General features: G+C 71.8%; 12 protein-coding genes. 9 read left to right on the top strand and 3 right to left on the bottom strand.

Annotated elements, in window-relative coordinates; all coding sequences use genetic code 11:
- Positions 1 to 34 precede the first annotated feature (34 nt).
- Entirely contained in the window at positions 35 to 688 is a 654-nt protein-coding gene (locus GXP74_RS31395) for a TetR/AcrR family transcriptional regulator (RefSeq protein WP_182454648.1), read from the bottom strand.
- 51 nt (positions 689 to 739) lie between these two features.
- On the opposite strand from GXP74_RS31395, the gene GXP74_RS31390 reads away from it, so the two are divergent.
- The 9 genes from GXP74_RS31390 (at position 740) to GXP74_RS31350 (ending at position 12,792) form a co-directional block, all read left to right on the top strand.
- Positions 740 to 2,209: a GH1 family beta-glucosidase gene (locus tag GXP74_RS31390; protein ID WP_370468479.1), complete on the top strand. Its 1,470-nt coding sequence runs from the start codon at positions 740 to 742 to the stop codon at positions 2,207 to 2,209.
- A gap of 192 nt (positions 2,210 to 2,401) precedes the next feature.
- The gene (locus GXP74_RS31385; protein WP_182456769.1) at positions 2,402 to 3,622 is read left to right on the top strand and encodes an ROK family transcriptional regulator; all 1,221 of its coding nucleotides are present in this window, start codon (positions 2,402 to 2,404) and stop codon (positions 3,620 to 3,622) included.
- 122 nt (positions 3,623 to 3,744) lie between these two features.
- Positions 3,745 to 4,887, top strand: a complete 1,143-nt coding sequence (locus tag GXP74_RS31380; protein WP_182454646.1) for a sugar ABC transporter substrate-binding protein — start codon at positions 3,745 to 3,747, stop codon at positions 4,885 to 4,887.
- A 229-nt stretch (positions 4,888 to 5,116) separates the two neighbouring features.
- Entirely contained in the window at positions 5,117 to 5,905 is a 789-nt protein-coding gene (locus GXP74_RS31375; RefSeq protein ID WP_182454645.1) for an ATP-binding cassette domain-containing protein, read from the top strand.
- Entirely contained in the window at positions 5,902 to 7,203 is a 1,302-nt protein-coding gene (locus tag GXP74_RS31370; RefSeq protein ID WP_182454644.1) for a sugar ABC transporter permease, read from the top strand. The genes GXP74_RS31375 and GXP74_RS31370 overlap by 4 nt, the downstream gene beginning before the upstream one ends.
- 238 nt (positions 7,204 to 7,441) lie before the next feature.
- Positions 7,442 to 9,355: a 1-deoxy-D-xylulose-5-phosphate synthase gene (gene dxs / locus GXP74_RS31365; RefSeq protein WP_182456768.1), complete on the top strand. Its 1,914-nt coding sequence runs from the start codon at positions 7,442 to 7,444 to the stop codon at positions 9,353 to 9,355.
- A 45-nt stretch (positions 9,356 to 9,400) separates the two neighbouring features.
- Positions 9,401 to 10,984 (top strand): glycosyltransferase family 39 protein, encoded by a 1,584-nt coding sequence (locus GXP74_RS31360; RefSeq protein WP_225448328.1) that lies wholly within the window; start codon positions 9,401 to 9,403, stop codon positions 10,982 to 10,984.
- Positions 10,985 to 11,068: 84 nt separating this feature from the next.
- Positions 11,069 to 11,896, top strand: coding sequence for a thioredoxin domain-containing protein (locus tag GXP74_RS31355; protein WP_182454643.1), 828 nt, complete (start codon positions 11,069 to 11,071; stop codon positions 11,894 to 11,896).
- 38 nt (positions 11,897 to 11,934) lie between these two features.
- Positions 11,935 to 12,792, top strand: a complete 858-nt coding sequence (locus GXP74_RS31350) for an SAM-dependent methyltransferase (RefSeq protein ID WP_182454642.1) — start codon at positions 11,935 to 11,937, stop codon at positions 12,790 to 12,792.
- A gap of 66 nt (positions 12,793 to 12,858) precedes the next feature.
- Here the strand turns inward: GXP74_RS31350 and GXP74_RS31345 are convergent, their stop codons facing one another.
- Positions 12,859 to 15,006 carry a 3-hydroxyacyl-CoA dehydrogenase NAD-binding domain-containing protein gene (locus GXP74_RS31345; protein ID WP_182454641.1) on the bottom strand — a complete coding sequence of 716 codons (2,148 nt, stop codon included), beginning with the start codon at positions 15,004 to 15,006 and terminating at the stop codon, positions 12,859 to 12,861.
- The gene (locus GXP74_RS31340) at positions 15,003 to 16,220 is read right to left on the bottom strand and encodes an acetyl-CoA C-acyltransferase (RefSeq protein ID WP_182454640.1); all 1,218 of its coding nucleotides are present in this window, start codon (positions 16,218 to 16,220) and stop codon (positions 15,003 to 15,005) included. Before GXP74_RS31340 ends, GXP74_RS31345 begins: the two co-directional genes overlap by 4 nt.
- Positions 16,221 to 16,233 lie beyond the last annotated feature (13 nt).

Here is a 16,233-nt window from a genome sequence, read left to right as displayed (position 1 = left end):
TCCGCATCGCGGAGGGGCCCGGCCACCGGTGCGTTCAGGTCAGGTAGCGGCGCAGCAGCCGCTTGCACTCGGCGATCAGCGCCGGGTCGCCCTCCGGGTCGGTCCGGAAGGCCAGTCGCAGCACCGCGTCCGCGCACTCCAGGGCGACCCGCAGGGCCAGCCGGGGGTTGGCGTCCGGGTCGGCCGGCCGCGGGGCCTGACCGGCGGTCAGCAGGTCGCCGATGACCGACCAGAGCCGGTCGGCGGCGACGGTGTTGTTGTCCCGGTCGGCGTCCAGCAGGTGGATGCTGGCGGTGTCCTCCACCCCGATCGCGCCGAAGTCGACCACGCCGAAGCCGGGTACCGAGCGGTGCATGGCGACGTACTCCTCCACCGCGAGGTCCACCAGCGCGCCGGTGTGGCCGGGGGGCTCGGCCTCGATCCGGCGGCCGAGGCGCTCGGCGTAGTGCTCCAGGTTGCGCTCGGCGAGCGCGCCGAGCAGGCCCTCGATGCCGGGGAAGAACTGGTACAGGGTGCCGATCGGCACCGCCGCCCGGCGGGCCACCTCCTTGGTGGTCAGGCCGGTGTAGCCGACCTCGTCGAGCAGCTCCGCGCAGGCGTCGAGGATCCGGCCGAAGCGTTCCAGGCTGCGGCGCTGGACCGGGCGGCGGCGGACGGCGGAGCCGGGCGCGGGGGCGGGAGGCGGCATGGATCCACTCTGCCGGATCGGGGGTGGCGTTGGCGAGCAGATAACGCGAGTATGGCTCATGTTCCTCCGCCCCTGACGGACCTCGTGAACAGGAGCCGGCCGCCCATGCCGCCTGTATCCTCCCAGCAGTCCCAGACATCCCACTCATTCCAGCCAGTCGAGTCGTCGGATCGGGGCGGACTCCCCGCCGGGTTCCGTTGGGGCGTGGCCACCTCCGCCTACCAGATCGAGGGGGCCGCCGCTGAGGACGGCAAGGGGCCGTCGATCTGGGACACCTTCACCGCCCGGCCGGGTACGGTCCGCGACGGCCGCACCGGCGGCACCGCCTGCGACCACTACCACCGGCACGCCGAGGACGTGGCGCTGATGCGCGGTCTGGGCCTGGACGCCTACCGCTTCTCGATCTCCTGGCCGCGGGTCCAGCCCAGCGGCGCCGGACCGGTGAACGCGCCCGGTCTCGACTTCTACGACCGGCTGGTGGACGACCTGCTCGCGGCCGGGATCGCGCCCACCCCGACCCTGTTCCACTGGGACCTGCCGCAGGCCCTGGAGGACACCGGGGGCTGGCTGAACCGGGACACCGCCCAGCGCTTCGGCGCCTACGCGGCCGTGGTCGCCGATCGCCTCGGGGACCGGGTGGCCAGCTGGATCACCCTGAACGAGCCGGTGGTCCACATGGTCTACGGCTACGCCTTCGGGATCCACGCCCCCGGCCGGACGCTGATGCTGGAGGCCCTGCCGACGGCGCACCACCAACTGCTCGGCCACGGTCTCGCGGTGGCGGCGCTGCGGGCGGCCGGGGCCCGCGAGGTCATGATCGCCAACAACTGCACCCCGGTCCGGCCGACCGGTCCGGCCGGACCGGGGGAGGCGGGCCGGGCCGCCGTCGAGGCGTACGACGCGCTGCACAACCGGCTGTTCACCGACCCGCTGCTGCTCGGCCGCTATCCGGACCTGTCCGCCTTCGGCCTGGCCGACCCGAGCTGGGGCGGCCTGATCCGGGACGGCGACCTGCGCACCGTCTCCGCGCCGCTGGACGCGCTGGGGATCAACTACTACAACCCGAGCTGGGTCGGCCCCCCGGTCGAGGGCGGCGGTCTGCCGTTCGAGCTCGCCGAGCCGCCGGAGGGACGCTACCCGCGCACCGCCTTCGGCTGGCCGGTCGTCCCCGAGGGCCTGACCGAGCTGCTGGTCGGCCTCCGGCGGCGCTACCGCGACGCCCTGCCGCCGGTGCTGATCACCGAGAACGGCTGCTCCCTGGCCGACGGGGCCGGGGCGGACGACCGGGCGCGGATCGCGTTCCTGCGGGACCACATCGACGCGGTCGCGGCGGCGGTCGACCGGGGGGTCGACGTCCGCGGCTACTTCACCTGGTCGCTGCTGGACAACTTCGAGTGGGCCGAGGGCTTCCAGCAGCGCTTCGGCCTGGTGCACGTCGACTTCGACACCCTGGCGCGCACCCCCCGGGCCTCCTACGACTGGTACCGGAACCGGATCGCCCGGCACCGGGGCCGTGGCTGAGCCGGTTTTGACGGCCGTTTCCTCCCGTTTCGCGGCATAGGTTTGGCAACGATCGGCCTTCAGCCTTGACGGGGGATGACCCCATTGGCTGAGCTTAGGGTTCATTAGTTGTAGCTGGACTCCGCCGCAAGGACGCGGCAGGACCCGGTCCGGCCGTCGAGCCGCCTGGGTTCGGGAGGGTGGAACATGTCCGTGGAAACGCCGGGATCGCAGTCTTCGCTGCATCGGGCCAACCTGGAGCGCGTGCTGAGGGCTGTCCGGATGGCCGGCTCGCTGACGCAGGCCGAGATCGCCCGGAGCACCGGCCTGTCGGCCGCGACGGTCTCGAACATCGTCCGGGAGCTGAAGGACGCCGGGACCGTCGTGGTCACCCCGACCTCGTCCGGGGGGCGGCGGGCGCGCAGCGTGTCACTGAGCGCCGACGCCGGGATCGTGGTGGGCGTCGACTTCGGGCACTCCCACCTGCGGGTGGCCGTCGGCAACCTGGCGCACCGGGTGCTGGCCGAGGAGAGCGAGCCGATAGACACCGACGCCTCCGCCGACCAGGGCTTCGGCCGGGCCGAACTGCTGGTGCAGCGGCTGCTGGAGCAGACCGGGTTCCGGTCGGAGAAGGTCATCGGCGTGGGCCTCGGCGTCCCCGGCCCGATCGACGGCGAGACCGGGGCGCTCGGCTCCACCGCGATCCTCCCCGGCTGGACCGGCATCGCCCCCGGGCAGGAGCTCTCCAGCCGCCTCGGCATGCCGGTCTACGTGGACAACGACGCCAACCTGGGCGCCCTCGGCGAGCTGGTCTGGGGGGCCGGGCGGGGGCTGTCCGACCTGGCCTACATCAAGGTCGCCAGCGGCGTCGGCGCCGGTCTGGTGATCTCCGGCCAGATCTACCGCGGACCCGGTGGCACGGCCGGGGAGATCGGCCACATCACGCTGGACGAGTCCGGGCCGGTGTGCCGCTGCGGCAACCGGGGCTGCCTGGAGACCTTCGTCGCCGCCAGGCACATCCTGAACCTGCTGAACGGCAGCCACGGGGCCGACCTGACGGTGCCCAAGGTCGTCCAGTTGGCCCAACGCGGCGATCTGGGCTGCCGTCGGGTGCTGGCGGACGCCGGACGCCAGATCGGCACCGGTGTGGCCAACCTGTGCAACCTGCTCAACCCGCGCCGGGTGATCCTCGGCGGGGACCTCGCCGAGGCCGGTGACCTGGTGCTCGATCCGATCCGTGAATCGGTCGCCCGGTACGCCATCCCCAGTGCCGCCAGGCAGCTTTCGGTGGTTCCGGGCACCCTCGGTGGCCGGGCCGAGGTTCTTGGAGCCTTGGCGCTGGTGATGTCCGAGATGGGTGACTCTGGGACGTTGCCCGCCACCGAGGGTAGGGATCCCGGACGATCGGTTGCGGTCCTGCCTTCAGGAAGATAACGAAAGGGTTCGGATTGGCGTCAGAGCGGATTTACTTATTGACGCCATACTCGTCCGGAGGGTTGACTCCCTGACACCTCGGTTCGCAAAGTAGCGACCGCGTCAGGGAGGCACCTCAAAACATGAACACCACTCTCCGCCGCACCGTCATCGCCACCGCCGCAGTCTCCATGGCCCTCGGCATGGCGGCCTGTGGCAAGGCCGGTAGCTCCTCCTCCTCTTCTTCGTCCAGCTCCTCCGCCCCCTCCACGGCGAGCTCGTCCGGCACCGGTTCCACCACGACCGGCGGCGCGATCGGTCTGCTGCTCCCCGACAACGTCACGGCCCGCTACGCGGCCTTCGACAAGCCGCAGATCACCGCCGAGATCAAGACCCTCTGTGCCAGCTGCACCGTCGACTACGCCAACGCCGCCGGTAGCGCCGCCACCCAGGCGCAGCAGATGTCGACCATGGTCAGCAACGGCGACAAGGTGATCATCCTCGACGCCGAGGACGGCAAGGGCATCCAGTCGACCGTCCAGGCCGCTGTCGCCAAGGGCGTCAAGGTCGTGGCCTACGACCGCCTCGCCAACGGCCCGGTCTCGGCGTACGTCTCCTACGACAACGAGAAGGTCGGCGAGCTCCAGGGCGCCGCGCTGCTCACCGCGCTCGGCTCCAAGGCCACCCCGTCCACCAAGATCGTGGAGATCGACGGCGCCGCCTCCGACCCGAACGCCGCCCAGTTCAAGGCCGGCTTCCAGCAGGCCGTCAAGGGCAAGGTCGACATCGCCTACGACCAGAGCGGCAACTGGGACGCCCCCACCGCCAACCAGGAGGCCACCGCGGCCATCCAGCAGCTGGGCAAGGCCAACGTCGCCGCGATCTACTCCGCGAACGACGGCATGGCCGCCGGTGTCGCTGCCGCGATCAAGGGCGCCGGCCTCTCCGGCATCCCGCTGACCGGCCAGGACGCCCAGATCGACGGCGTCCAGCGGATCCTCGCGGGCACCCAGTACGTCACCATCTACAAGGCGCCGACGCCGGAGGCCCAGGCCGCCGCGAAGCTGGCCGTGGCCCTGCTGAACGGCACCCCCGCCGTCACCACCATCGCCACCAGCACCCAGACCAGCGCCTCGGGCAACACCGTCCCGTCGCTGCTGCTCACCCCGGTCGCGGTGACCAAGGCCAACGTCGAGTCGGTCATCGTCCAGGGCGGCCTCTACACCGCCGCCCAGATCTGCACCGCTGAGTTCAAGAGCTACTGCACGGCCGACGGCATTCAGTAGTCGTACCGGCGGTCACGCGGTAGCAGGCAGTCGCCCCGCGCGGGAATTCCCCGCGCGGGGCGCGGCACGGGACCATCGCAGTGGCACGATGATATGACCATGCGTCAGATAGTGACGTCCAGGGGCAGGTCAGTCGCCGTCCCAGCGGCATCCCCCACGAGCTCTTCGCACGACAAACTGCGCCTGGGACGGCGCGGCAACCCACCCGAGGCACCGGGTGGTTAAGGAGTTGGTTCACGTGACAAGCGCACCCGTACTGGCGTTGCGCGGGGTCTCCAAGCGGTTCGGCGCCGTGCAGGCCCTGACGGATGTCGACCTGGAGGTCCATGCCGGTGAGGTGGTCGCCCTGGTCGGCGACAACGGCGCCGGAAAGTCCACCCTGGTCAAGACCATTGCCGGTGTTCACCCGATCGACGACGGCGCGATCGAGTGGGAAGGCAAGCAGGTCCACATCAACCGGCCGCAGGACGCCCAGCACCTCGGCGTCGCGACCGTCTACCAGGACCTCGCGCTCTGCGACAACCTGGACGTGGTCGGCAACCTGTACCTCGGCCGCGAGCTGCGCCGCTTCGGCACGCTCGACGAGGTGAGCATGGAGCAGAAGGCCCGCGAACTGCTCAGCACGCTGTCCATCCGCATCCCCAGCGTCCGGATCCCGATCGCGGGCCTCTCCGGCGGTCAGCGCCAGGTGGTCGCCATCGCCCGCGCGCTGATCGGCGAGCCCAAGGTGGTGATCCTGGACGAGCCCACCGCCGCCCTCGGCGTGGAGCAGACCGCCCAGGTCCTCGACCTGGTCGAGCGGCTCCGCGAGCGCGGCCTCGGGGTCATCCTGATCAGCCACAACATGGCCGACGTGAAGGCCGTCGCGGACACCGTCGCGGTGCTCCGGCTGGGCCGCAACAACGGTGTGTTCCCGGCACGGGAGACCACCCACGAAGACATCATCGCCGCGATCACCGGTGCCACCGACAACGCGGTGACCCGGCGCTCGGCGCGCACGGCGGAGGCAGCGAAGTGAGCGACACCAAGAACGAGACCCTGACCCAGGGCAACGAGCCGGCGCCGCAGGAATCCGCCATCCCCACCGTCGACCCCCGGCTGCTGGTGCGCGAGGAGGGCTTCAAGGGCTACCTCACCGAGTTCCAGCGCAAGGTGCGCGGTGGCGAGCTCGGCTCGCTGCCGGTCATCGGCGGTCTGATCATCATCTGGATCGTCTTCGGCCTCCAGAACAGCAAGTTCATCCAGCCCGCCAACATCGGTGAGATCAGCTTCTTCCTGGCTGCCACCGGTATGGCCGCGCTCGGCCTGATCTTCGTGCTGATCCTCGGCGAGATCGACCTGTCGGTGCTCTCCGTCAGCGGTCTGTCGGCGGCGGTCTTCGGCTGGCTCGCGGTCATCCACGGCATCAACGCCTGGCTGGCCGTGCTGCTGTCGGTCGGCAGCGGCGTCCTCATCGGCGCGCTCCAGGGCTGGTTCTTCGCCAAGGTCGGCGTCCCGGCGTTCGTGGTCACCCTGGCCGGCAACCTCGGCTGGTTCGGCGTGATGCTGTGGCTGCTCGGCAGCGGCAGCGTCGGCGGCTCGATCACCCTGAACGACTCGGGCTTCATGCACGACCTCGGTCAGAACTCCTACTTCATGGGCGGCGACATCGCCGGCGGGTACATCCTGGCCGGGCTCGCCGTGGTCGCCATGCTGGCCAGCTCGCTGCTGGACCAGAAGCGCCGCCGCGCGGCCGGTGTGCCGTTCCGGCCCACCGTCGAGATCGGCATGCGGGTCGGCGTGCTCGCCGTCGTCGCCTTCGCCGCCGCCTACGAGCTCAACCAGGCCAGCGGTGTGCCCACCGCGCTGGTGCTGTTCCTGGCCGCCCTGGTGATCTGTGACTTCGTGCTGCGCCGCACCAGCTACGGCCGGAAGATCTTCGCGGTCGGCGGCAGCATCGAGGCGGCCCGCCGCGCCGGTATCAGCGTCCCCGCCATCCGGATCTCGGTGTTCGCGATCTCCGGCGGCTTCGGCGCGCTCAGCGGTCTGTTCTACGCGGGCTGGAGCTTCAGCGCGCAGGAGAGCGCCGGACAGGGCGCCTGGCTGATGCTGGCCATCGCCGCCGCCGTCATCGGTGGCACCAGCCTCTTCGGTGGCCGCGGCAAGGCCTGGTCGGCGCTGCTCGGCATGCTGGTGATCCAGTCGATCACCACCGGCCTCCAGCTGCTCGGCCTGCAGTCCGACGTCGAGTACATGATCACCGCCGTGGTGCTGCTGGCCGCCGTCGTGATCGACTCGCTGTCCCGCAGGACCCAGAAGGCGTCCGGCCGAGGCTGACGCCCAACAGGACTGCCGATCCTGGGTGGATCTCTTGAGGGGGAGATCCATCCGAGCCGGATCGGCACGCACAGACTGCCCGGCACCGTACCGCTCCGGTGCCGGGCAGTCGCGTGTCCCGGCCCGCCCACCAGCGAAGGCCGCCGCGCCGGTACCTGACGGCGGACGCTTCGGGCCCGCCCCACTAGACTCAGGTCCCTTAGCTCAAAAAGCTTCAGCGTTGACGAAGGAGGAACGGGTGGCCCTGCTGACCCGCATTCGGGGACCCCGCGACCTGGACCGCCTCAGCCCCGGGCAGCTCACAGCCCTGGCCGAGGAGATCCGGGGCTTCCTGGTCGACGCCGTCTCCAAGACCGGCGGCCACCTCGGGCCGAACCTGGGCGTGGTCGAGCTGACCATCGCGCTGCACCGGGTGTTCGACTCGCCGAGGGACCGGATCCTCTTCGACACCGGCCACCAGAGCTACGTGCACAAGCTGCTCACCGGCCGCCAGGACTTCTCCGAGCTGCGGGTCAGGGGCGGCCTGTCCGGCTACCCGTCGCGGGCCGAGTCCGAGCACGACTTCATCGAGAACTCGCACGCCTCGACCGTCCTCGGCTACGCCGACGGCCTGGCCAAGGCCGACGAGATCCGCGGGCTGCGGGACCGGCACGTGGTGGCCGTCATCGGTGACGGCGCGCTCACCGGCGGTATGGCCTGGGAGGCGCTGAACAACATCGCCGAGGCCCAGGACCGTCCGCTGATCGTCGTGGTCAACGACAACGAGCGCTCCTACTCGCCGACCATCGGCGGCCTGGCGAACCACCTGGCGACGCTGCGCACCACCCAGGGCTACGAGCGCTTCCTCTCCTGGGGCAAGGACGCGTTGCAGCGGACCCCGGTCGTCGGCCAGTCGCTGTTCGAGACGCTGCACGGCGCCAAGAAGGGGCTCAAGGACTTCATCGCCCCCCAGGGCATGTTCGAGGACCTCGGGCTGAAGTACATCGGTCCCATCGACGGCCACGACGAGCAGGCCCTGGAATCCGCGCTGAAGCGCGCCAAGGGCTTCGGCGGTCCGGTCATCGTGCACTGCCTCACCGAGAAGGGCCGGGGCTACCGCGCGGCCGAGCAGAACGAGGAGGACCGCTTCCACGCGGTCGGCGTGATCCACCCGGACACCGGCCTGCCGGTCGGCGGCAAGTCCGCGGCGGCCGACTGGACCTCGGTCTTCGGCCAGGAGATGGTCGCCCTCGGCCGCGAGCGGGCCGACCTGGTCGCGATCACCGCCGCGATGCTGCACCCGGTCGGCCTGGCGCCGTTCGCCAAGGAGTTCCCGGAGCGGATCTTCGACGTCGGCATCGCCGAGCAGCACGCCGCGGTCAGCGCGGCCGGGCTGGCCACCGGCGGGCTGCACCCGGTGGTCGCGGTCTACGCGACCTTCCTGAACCGGGCCTTCGACCAGGTGCTGATGGACGTCGCGCTGCACCGCTGCGGCGTCACCTTCGTGCTCGACCGGGCCGGGATCACCGGGACCGACGGCGCCAGCCACAACGGCATGTGGGACATGTCGATCCTGCAGGTCGTCCCCGGACTGCGGCTGGCCGCCCCGCGCGACGCCGACCAGCTCCGCGCCCAGCTGCGGGAGGCGGTGGCGGTCGGGGACGCGCCCACCGTCGTCCGCTACTCCAAGGGCACGGTCGGCCCGGCCATCGCGGCGGTCGGCCGGATCGGCGGCATGGACGTGCTGCGCGAGGGCCCCGAGCCCGCCGGGAAGGTCCGCGCCGACGTGCTGCTGGTGTCCGTCGGCGCGATGGCCACCACCTGCCTGGAGGTCGCCGACCTGCTCGCCGCGCAGGGCGTCAGCAGCACCGTGGTCGACCCCCGTTGGGTCAAGCCGGTGGACCCGGCGCTGCCCGCGCTGGCCGCCGAGCACCGGCTGGTGGTCACCGTCGAGGACAACGGCCGGGTCGGCGGCGTCGGCTCGACCATCGCCCAGGCGCTGCGCGACGGCGGGGTGGACGTGCCGCTGCGCGACTTCGGCATCCCGCAGGAGTTCCTGGACCACGCCTCCCGGGCGCAGATCCTGGAGCAGATCGGACTGACCGCCCCGGCCGTCGCCGAGCGGGTCGCCGCCGTCATCGCCAAGCAGGACCGCGCGGACTCGGTGCTGTAGACCTCCGTGCGACGGTTCGCGGGAGACCGGTAGCGTGGGGCCGTGGTGAACAAGCCGTCAGAGCAGCGCCGGGGGACGATGTCCGCGGGCGGTTCCGCCGTGGCGCTTCCGGTCGGCCAGGTCGGCGTCGCCGACCTGGCCGCGCGCTTCCGTGAGGCCGCCAGGAGCGGCTACTGGACCAGGCTGGTCCCGCTGCTGGCGGTGCTGGCGACCGTCACCCACCTGCCCTCCTTCGACCGCACCCTGTGGAACCCGGACGAGGGCTACCTGGCCACCGAGGCCCGGATGCTGGCGGGCGGCGGCATCCTCTACAACACGGTGGTGGACCGCAAGCCGCCGCTGCTGCCGTGGCTGTACGACATCGCCTTCGACGTCTTCGGCTCGGCCTCGCTGTGGCCGCTGCGGGTGCTCGCCATCGGCGCGCACCTGGCCACCGGCGTGCTGCTGGCCGCGATCGCCCGCAAGCGCTGGGGCGACCGGGCCGGGGTCGCGGCCGGGGTGATCTACCTGCTGGTGTCCATCGGGCTCTCCCCGCCGGACAGTCAGGCGGCCACCTTCGAGGTCTTCATGCTGCCCGGCACCGCCGCCGCGTTCTGGTTCGCCGAGAACCGCCGCTGGGGCCCGGCCGGGGCGGCGAGCGCGGTGGCCGCGCTGACCAAGCAGACCGGCGGGGCGGTGCTGCTGCCGCTGCTCTGGCTGGCCTGGCGCGGCACGGACCGGCGGAACCCGGAGGGGCGCCGACTGCGGCTGGCGACGCTGCTGTTCGGCTTCGGCCTGCCGGTCGCCGTGGTCGCGCTGTCCACCGGCGCCCGCAACTTCCTGTTCTGGGTGGTCACCGGCAGCAGCGGCTACGTCTCGGCGGACGGCGCCTGGCTGGACATGTGCGAGCGGGTGCTGGCCAACAGCGCCATCCTCGGCGCGGCCACGCTGGGCCTGCTGGTGCCGTTGGCCCGCCGCCGACGGCGGCTGCGGGAGGACGCCGACCTGTGGGTCTGGTTCGGGTCCTCCTGGCTCGGGGTGATCACCGGCTTCCACTTCTTCGGCCACTACTTCCTGCAACTGGTGCCGCCGCTGGTGCTGCTGGGCGTCGGCGCGGTCGCCCGGGGGGCCGCCCGCTGGCGTCCGGTGCTGGCCTACTCGACGCTGGCCGGTGCGGTGTTCTGCGTGCTCGGCTTCGTCTGGCCGCAGCAGTCGGTGCAGCACGCGGTCTCGGTGGCGGGCGTGGTGGCCGAGGACACCACCCCGCAGCAGTCGGTACTGGTGTGGGGGATGCACCCGGAGATGTACTGGCTGGCCGACCGCAAACCGGCCACCCGGTACCTCACCGCCGGACTTCTCACCAACTTCTCAGGCGGCCGGGACGGGCGCGGAGTGGGCGTCAGCCAGGGCGTCGCCTCCAGTTGGAAGGTCTTCGACAGCGAGATGGCCAGGCAACTTCCGGAACTGGTCGTGGACGACTCGGACGGCGCCCCGTACGCTCCCCGCTACATCGCCCCGATCAGGGCACTGCTCGCGGCGCACTACGATCGGGTGGGGCAGGACGGCACAACGGTGATCTACCGCCTGCGGACCAGCGCTCCGGGCTCGGGGCGCCGCGTCGGGGGTTCGCGCGGCCCGGTCCAGGGGTGACAAACCCCCCGAGGCGGTGGTTCTTGCACTGCCGTGCCATTCTGTCGGTTGCAGAGCCTGGATTTCGGAAGAGGGACCCCCACAGTGAAGCGTGCTGACGGCAAGAACCGCACACCCAGCGAACCCGAGGCGCAGCGGACCGGTGGGGTGCTCGACGACGAGAGCCGACGTACCGCGGTGCTGCGCTGGGTGATCATCGGCGGCCTGGTGCTCGCGGTGTTCGCGGTCGCGGGGGTGGTCGGTTCCTTCGTCCGCGACTACAAGGACAAGAAGCTCGCCCCGCCCGCCTCGGCGGCCGGACCGAGCGCCCTCGCCGTGCCCGTCTACGGCCACGCCCCGGTCACCCTGACCGTGTACGAGGACATGCGCGACCCGGGCAGCGCCCAGTTCTCGCAGACCTTCGACGCGACGCTGGCGCACCTGGTCGCCTCCGGCACCGTCAACGTCTACTACCGCGAGGTGGCCGGCGTGGACGCGACCTCGGGCGGCAGCGGCTCGCTGTACGCGGGCAACGCGCTGGCCTGCGCCCAGGACGCCAAGGACTTCCCGGAGTACCGGCAGGTGCTGCTGGCGAACCAGCCGACCGGCTCGGACGACACCTTCGACTCCAAGTCCAGGCTGATCGACCTGGCCCGGAAGGTCCCCGGCCTGGACACCGACGTCTTCCGCCAGTGCGTCGACCAGGGCACCCACAACGTCTGGGTGAAGGACTCCACCTCGGCCTTCAAGAAGCTGGGCCAGGGCAACACCCCGGTGCTGACCATGTCGGTGCTGCCGCAGACCACCAGCCAGTTCACCACCGTCTTCAGCGGCACCCTGCCGCTCACCCCGCAGCAGCTGACGAGCAAGGTGTTCGCCGCCGCGCAGGCCGTGCCCACCATCGCGCCCTCGGCCACGGCCACCTCCGACTGACCCTTCTGCGTGCCTGGGCCCGCCGGTACGGTGGGGCCATGACGAGTGTTGAGCCGTCCGGCCTGTGGGGGACCGCCGTCGGCGTCGCCCGGGTCCGGGCGATGGAGAGCCGTCGTGAGCACGCGCTGTTCCACGACCCGCTGGCCGCCGCCTTCGCGGCGGCCGGCGGTCTCTCGTTGCGGCCCGTCGTCCCGGGGCCGGGGGCCGCGGCCCGGGACGAGGCACGGCAGCGGCGCTGGGGCGGCGTGGCCCTCTCGATCGTGATCAGGACCAGGTTCCTGGACGACCTGCTGACCCGGGCGGCCGAGGCGGGCTGCCGTCAGGTGGTGCTGCTGGGCGCGGGCATGGACAGCAGGGCCTACCGGCTGGACCGGCCGCCGGGAACCCGCCTGTTCGAGCTGGACACCGCCGAGCCGCTGGCCTTCAAGGAGTCGGTGCTGCGGACCGAGCGGGCGGTGCCGCGCTGCGAGCGGCGGGTGGTCGCGGTGGACCTGCGCGAGGACTGGCCCGCCGCGCTGGCGGCGGCCGGACACGATCCGGCGCTGCCCACCGCGTGGATCGCCGAGGGGCTGCTGATCTACCTGCCGCAGGAGGACGTCCAGCGGCTGCTGGAGCGGGTCGGCGGGCTGTCCGCGCCGGGCAGCCGGATGGGGCTCACCCTGGACTCCCAGCAGACCCTGGAGCGCTTCGGTCAGGACCGGGGCACCCCGGCCGACATGTGGGTCTCGGCGATGCCCGACGACCCGGTGGGCTGGCTGGCCGACCTGGGCTGGGACGCCGAGACCTTCAGCATCCGCGAACGCGCGGCGGCCTACGGGCGGCCGGTGGCCGAACCCGCCCCGGCGGAGGCGCCGACGCGGCCGCCCGGGGGACTGGTGTCCGCCGTCCGCCGCTGACCGCGACGGCCGGAGGCCGGTGCCCCAGTACGGGGCACCGGCCTCCGGCCGTTCGCGGTGGGCTGCCTACGCCGGGACGCTGGCCACGCCGGGGGCGAGGAACGGCTTGCCGTTCACCCGCTGGGAGACGCCCGAGCGGTCCAGGTACGGGGTGATCCCGCCGAGGTGGAAGGGCCAGCCCGCGCCGGTGATCAGGCACAGGTCGACGTCCTGCGCCTCGGCGACCACGCCCTCGTCCAGCATCAGCGCGATCTCCTGGGCGACCGCCTCCAGTGCCCGGTCCAGGACCTGCTCCGGGGTCAGCACGGTGTCGCCGACCTGGAGCAGCGCGGCGACCTCGGGGTCGATCTCCTGCTGGCCGGAGGCCCAGGTGTAGAAGCCGCGCTTGCCGGCCTTGACCACCCGGGCCAGGTTCTCGGAGACGTGGAAGCGCTCCGGGAAGGCCCCGTGCAGGGTCTCCGAGACGTGCAGCGCGATGGCCGGGCCGACCAGCTCGATCAGCACGATCGGGGACATCGGCAGGCCGAGCGGCTCGACGCCCCGCTCCACGGTCTCGATCGGGGTGCCCTCGTCGACGACCTTCTGGATCTCGCCCATGAACCGGGTGAGCACCCGGTTGACCACGAACGCCGGGGCGTCCTTGACCAGCACGGCGGTCTTCTTCAGCGACTTGGCCACGCCGAACGCGGTGGCCAGCGAGGCGTCGTCGGTCTGCTCGCCGCGGACGATCTCCAGCAGCGGCAGCACCGCGACCGGGTTGAAGAAGTGGAAGCCGACGACCCGCTCCGGGTGCTCCAGCTTGGCCGCCATCTCGGTGACCGACAGCGAGGAGGTGTTGGTGGCCAGCACGCAGGTCGGCGAGACCACGGCCTCGACGTCCGCGAAGACCTGCTGCTTGACGCCGAGCTCCTCGAACACCGCCTCGATCACGAAGTCGGCGTCGCCGAAGGCGGCGGCCTTGTCGAGCGAGCCGGTGACCAGGCCCTTGAAGCGGTTGGCGGTGTCCTGGTTGATCCGGCCCTTGCCGAGCAGCTTGTCGATCTCCTCGTGGACGTAGCCCACGCCCTTGTCGACCCGGGCCTGGTCGATGTCGGTGAGCACCACCGGCACCTTCAGCTGACGCACGAACAGCAGCGCCAGCTGCGAGGCCATCAGGCCGGCGCCGACCACGCCGACCTTGTTGACCGGGCGGGCCAGGCTCTTGTCCGGGGCGCCGACCGGGCGCTTGCCGCGCTTCTGGACCAGGTTGAAGGCGTAGATGCCGCTGCGTAGCTCGCCGCCCATGATCAGGTCGGCCAGCGCCGCGTCCTCGGCGTCGAAGCCCCGCTGGAGGGCCGCGGCATCTCCGGGGACCGCGTCCTTCGCGGCGGCGATGATGTCCAGTGCCCGGTAGGGGGCCGGGGCGGCGCCGTGCACCTTGGAGTCGGCGAGGAAGCGGCCGTGGGCGACGGCCTGGTCCCAGGCCTCGCCGCGGTCGATCTCCGGCCGCTCGACCACGGTCTCGCCCTTGAGCACGGTCGCCGCCCACAGCAGCGACTGCTCCAGGAAGTCCGCCGGGGCGAAGATCGCGTCGGCGATGCCCAGGTCGAACACCTGCTTGCCCTTGAGCTGCCGGTTCTGGCTGAGCGAGTTCTCGATGATCACCGAGATCGCCTTGGCCGGGCCGATCAGGTTCGGCAGGATGGTGCAGCCGCCCCAGCCGGGAACCAGGCCGAGGAAGCACTCGGGCAGCGAGAAGGCCGGGACGCCGGTGCTGACCGTGCGGTAGGTGCAGTGCAGGCCGACCTCGACGCCGCCGCCCATGGCCGCGCCGTTGTAGAAGGCGAAGCTGGGTACCGGCAGCGCGGCGATCCGCTTGAAGACGTCGTGGCCGCCCTTGCCGATGGCCAGCGCGTCGCTGTGCTCCTTCAGCACCTCGACGCCCTTGAGGTCGGCGCCGACGGCGAAGATGAACGGCTTTCCGGTGATCCCGACGGCGGCGATCTCGCCCGCCGCCGCCTCCCGCTCGACCTGGTCCAGCGCCTCGGCCAGGTTGGCCAGCGAGCCCGGGCCGAAGGTGGTCGGCTTGGTGTGGTCGAAGCCGTTGTCGAGGGTGATCAGCGCGAAGCGCCCGGCCCCCAGCGGCAGGTCGAGGTGGCGGACCTGGGCGGAGGTGACGACCTCGTCCGGGAACAGCTCGTGTGCGCGCTTGAGCAGCGCGGTGGTGTCGCTCACTTCTGCCCCTCGAAGTTCGGGTTCTCCCAGACGACCGTTCCGCCCATGCCCATGCCGATGCACATGGTGGTGATGCCGTAGCGGACGTCCGTGCGCTCCTGGAAGCGGTGGGCCAGCTGGTTCATCAGCCGGACCCCGGTGGAGGCCAGCGGGTGGCCGAAGGCGATCGCGCCGCCGTACGGGTTGACCCGCTCGTCGTCGTCGGCGATGCCGTAGTGGTCGAGCAGCGAGAGCACCTGGACCGCGAAGGCCTCGTTGATCTCGAAGGCGCCGATGTCGTCGATCGAGAGACCGGCCTTGAGCAGGGCCTTCTCGGTCGCGGGGACCGGGCCGATGCCCATCACCTCGGGCTCGACCCCGGCGAAGGCGTAGGAGACCATCCGCATCTTGACCGGCAGGCCGAGCTCGCGGGCGACGTCCTCGGCGGCCAGCAGCGAGGCGGTCGCGCCGTCGTTGAGTCCGGCCGCGTTGCCGGCGGTGATCCGGCCGTGCGGGCGGAACGGGGTCTTCAGCCCGGCCAGCATCTCCAGGGTGGTGCCCGGGCGCATCGGCTCGTCGGCGGTGGCCAGGCCCCAGCCGGTCTCCCCGGCGTCGGCGTTGGTGCGGCGGACCGCGACCGGCACCAGGTCGGGCTGGATGTGGCCGTTGGCGTACGCCTTGGCGGCCTTCTCCTGGCTGGCGACGGCGTACGCGTCGCAGCGCTCCTTGGTGAGGTGCGGCAGCCGGTCGTGCAGGTTCTCCGCGGTCATGCCCATGAACAGGGCCGACTCGTCGACCAGCTTCTCGGACAGGAAGCGCGGGTTGGGGTCGACGCCCTCGCCCATCGGGTGGCGGCCCATGTGCTCGACGCCGCCCGCGATGGCGATGTCGTAGGCGCCGAAGGCGATGCCCCCGGCGACCGAGGTGGCGGCGGTCATCGCGCCGGCGCACATCCGGTCGATCGAGTAGCCGGGGACCGACTTGGGCAGGCCCGCCAGCAGCGCGGCGGACCGGCCGAGGGTCAGCCCCTGGTCGCCGATCTGGGTGGTGGCGGCGATGGCGACGTCGTCCACCAGGGCCGGGTCCAGGCCCGGGTTGCGGCGCAGCAGCTCGCGGATGGCCTTGATCACCAGATCATCGGCGCGGGTCTCCGCGTAGATGCCCTTCGGTCCCGCCTTGCCGAACGGGGTGCGGACGCCGTCGACGAAGACGACGTCCCTCGCGGTACGAGGCACGATGGCTCTCCTC

Origin of the sequence: Streptacidiphilus sp. P02-A3a, assembly GCF_014084105.1 — a bacterium.
Taxonomy (GTDB): Bacteria; Actinomycetota; Actinomycetes; order Streptomycetales; family Streptomycetaceae; genus Streptacidiphilus.
This window is presented reverse-complemented; position numbering and strand designations above follow the sequence as displayed.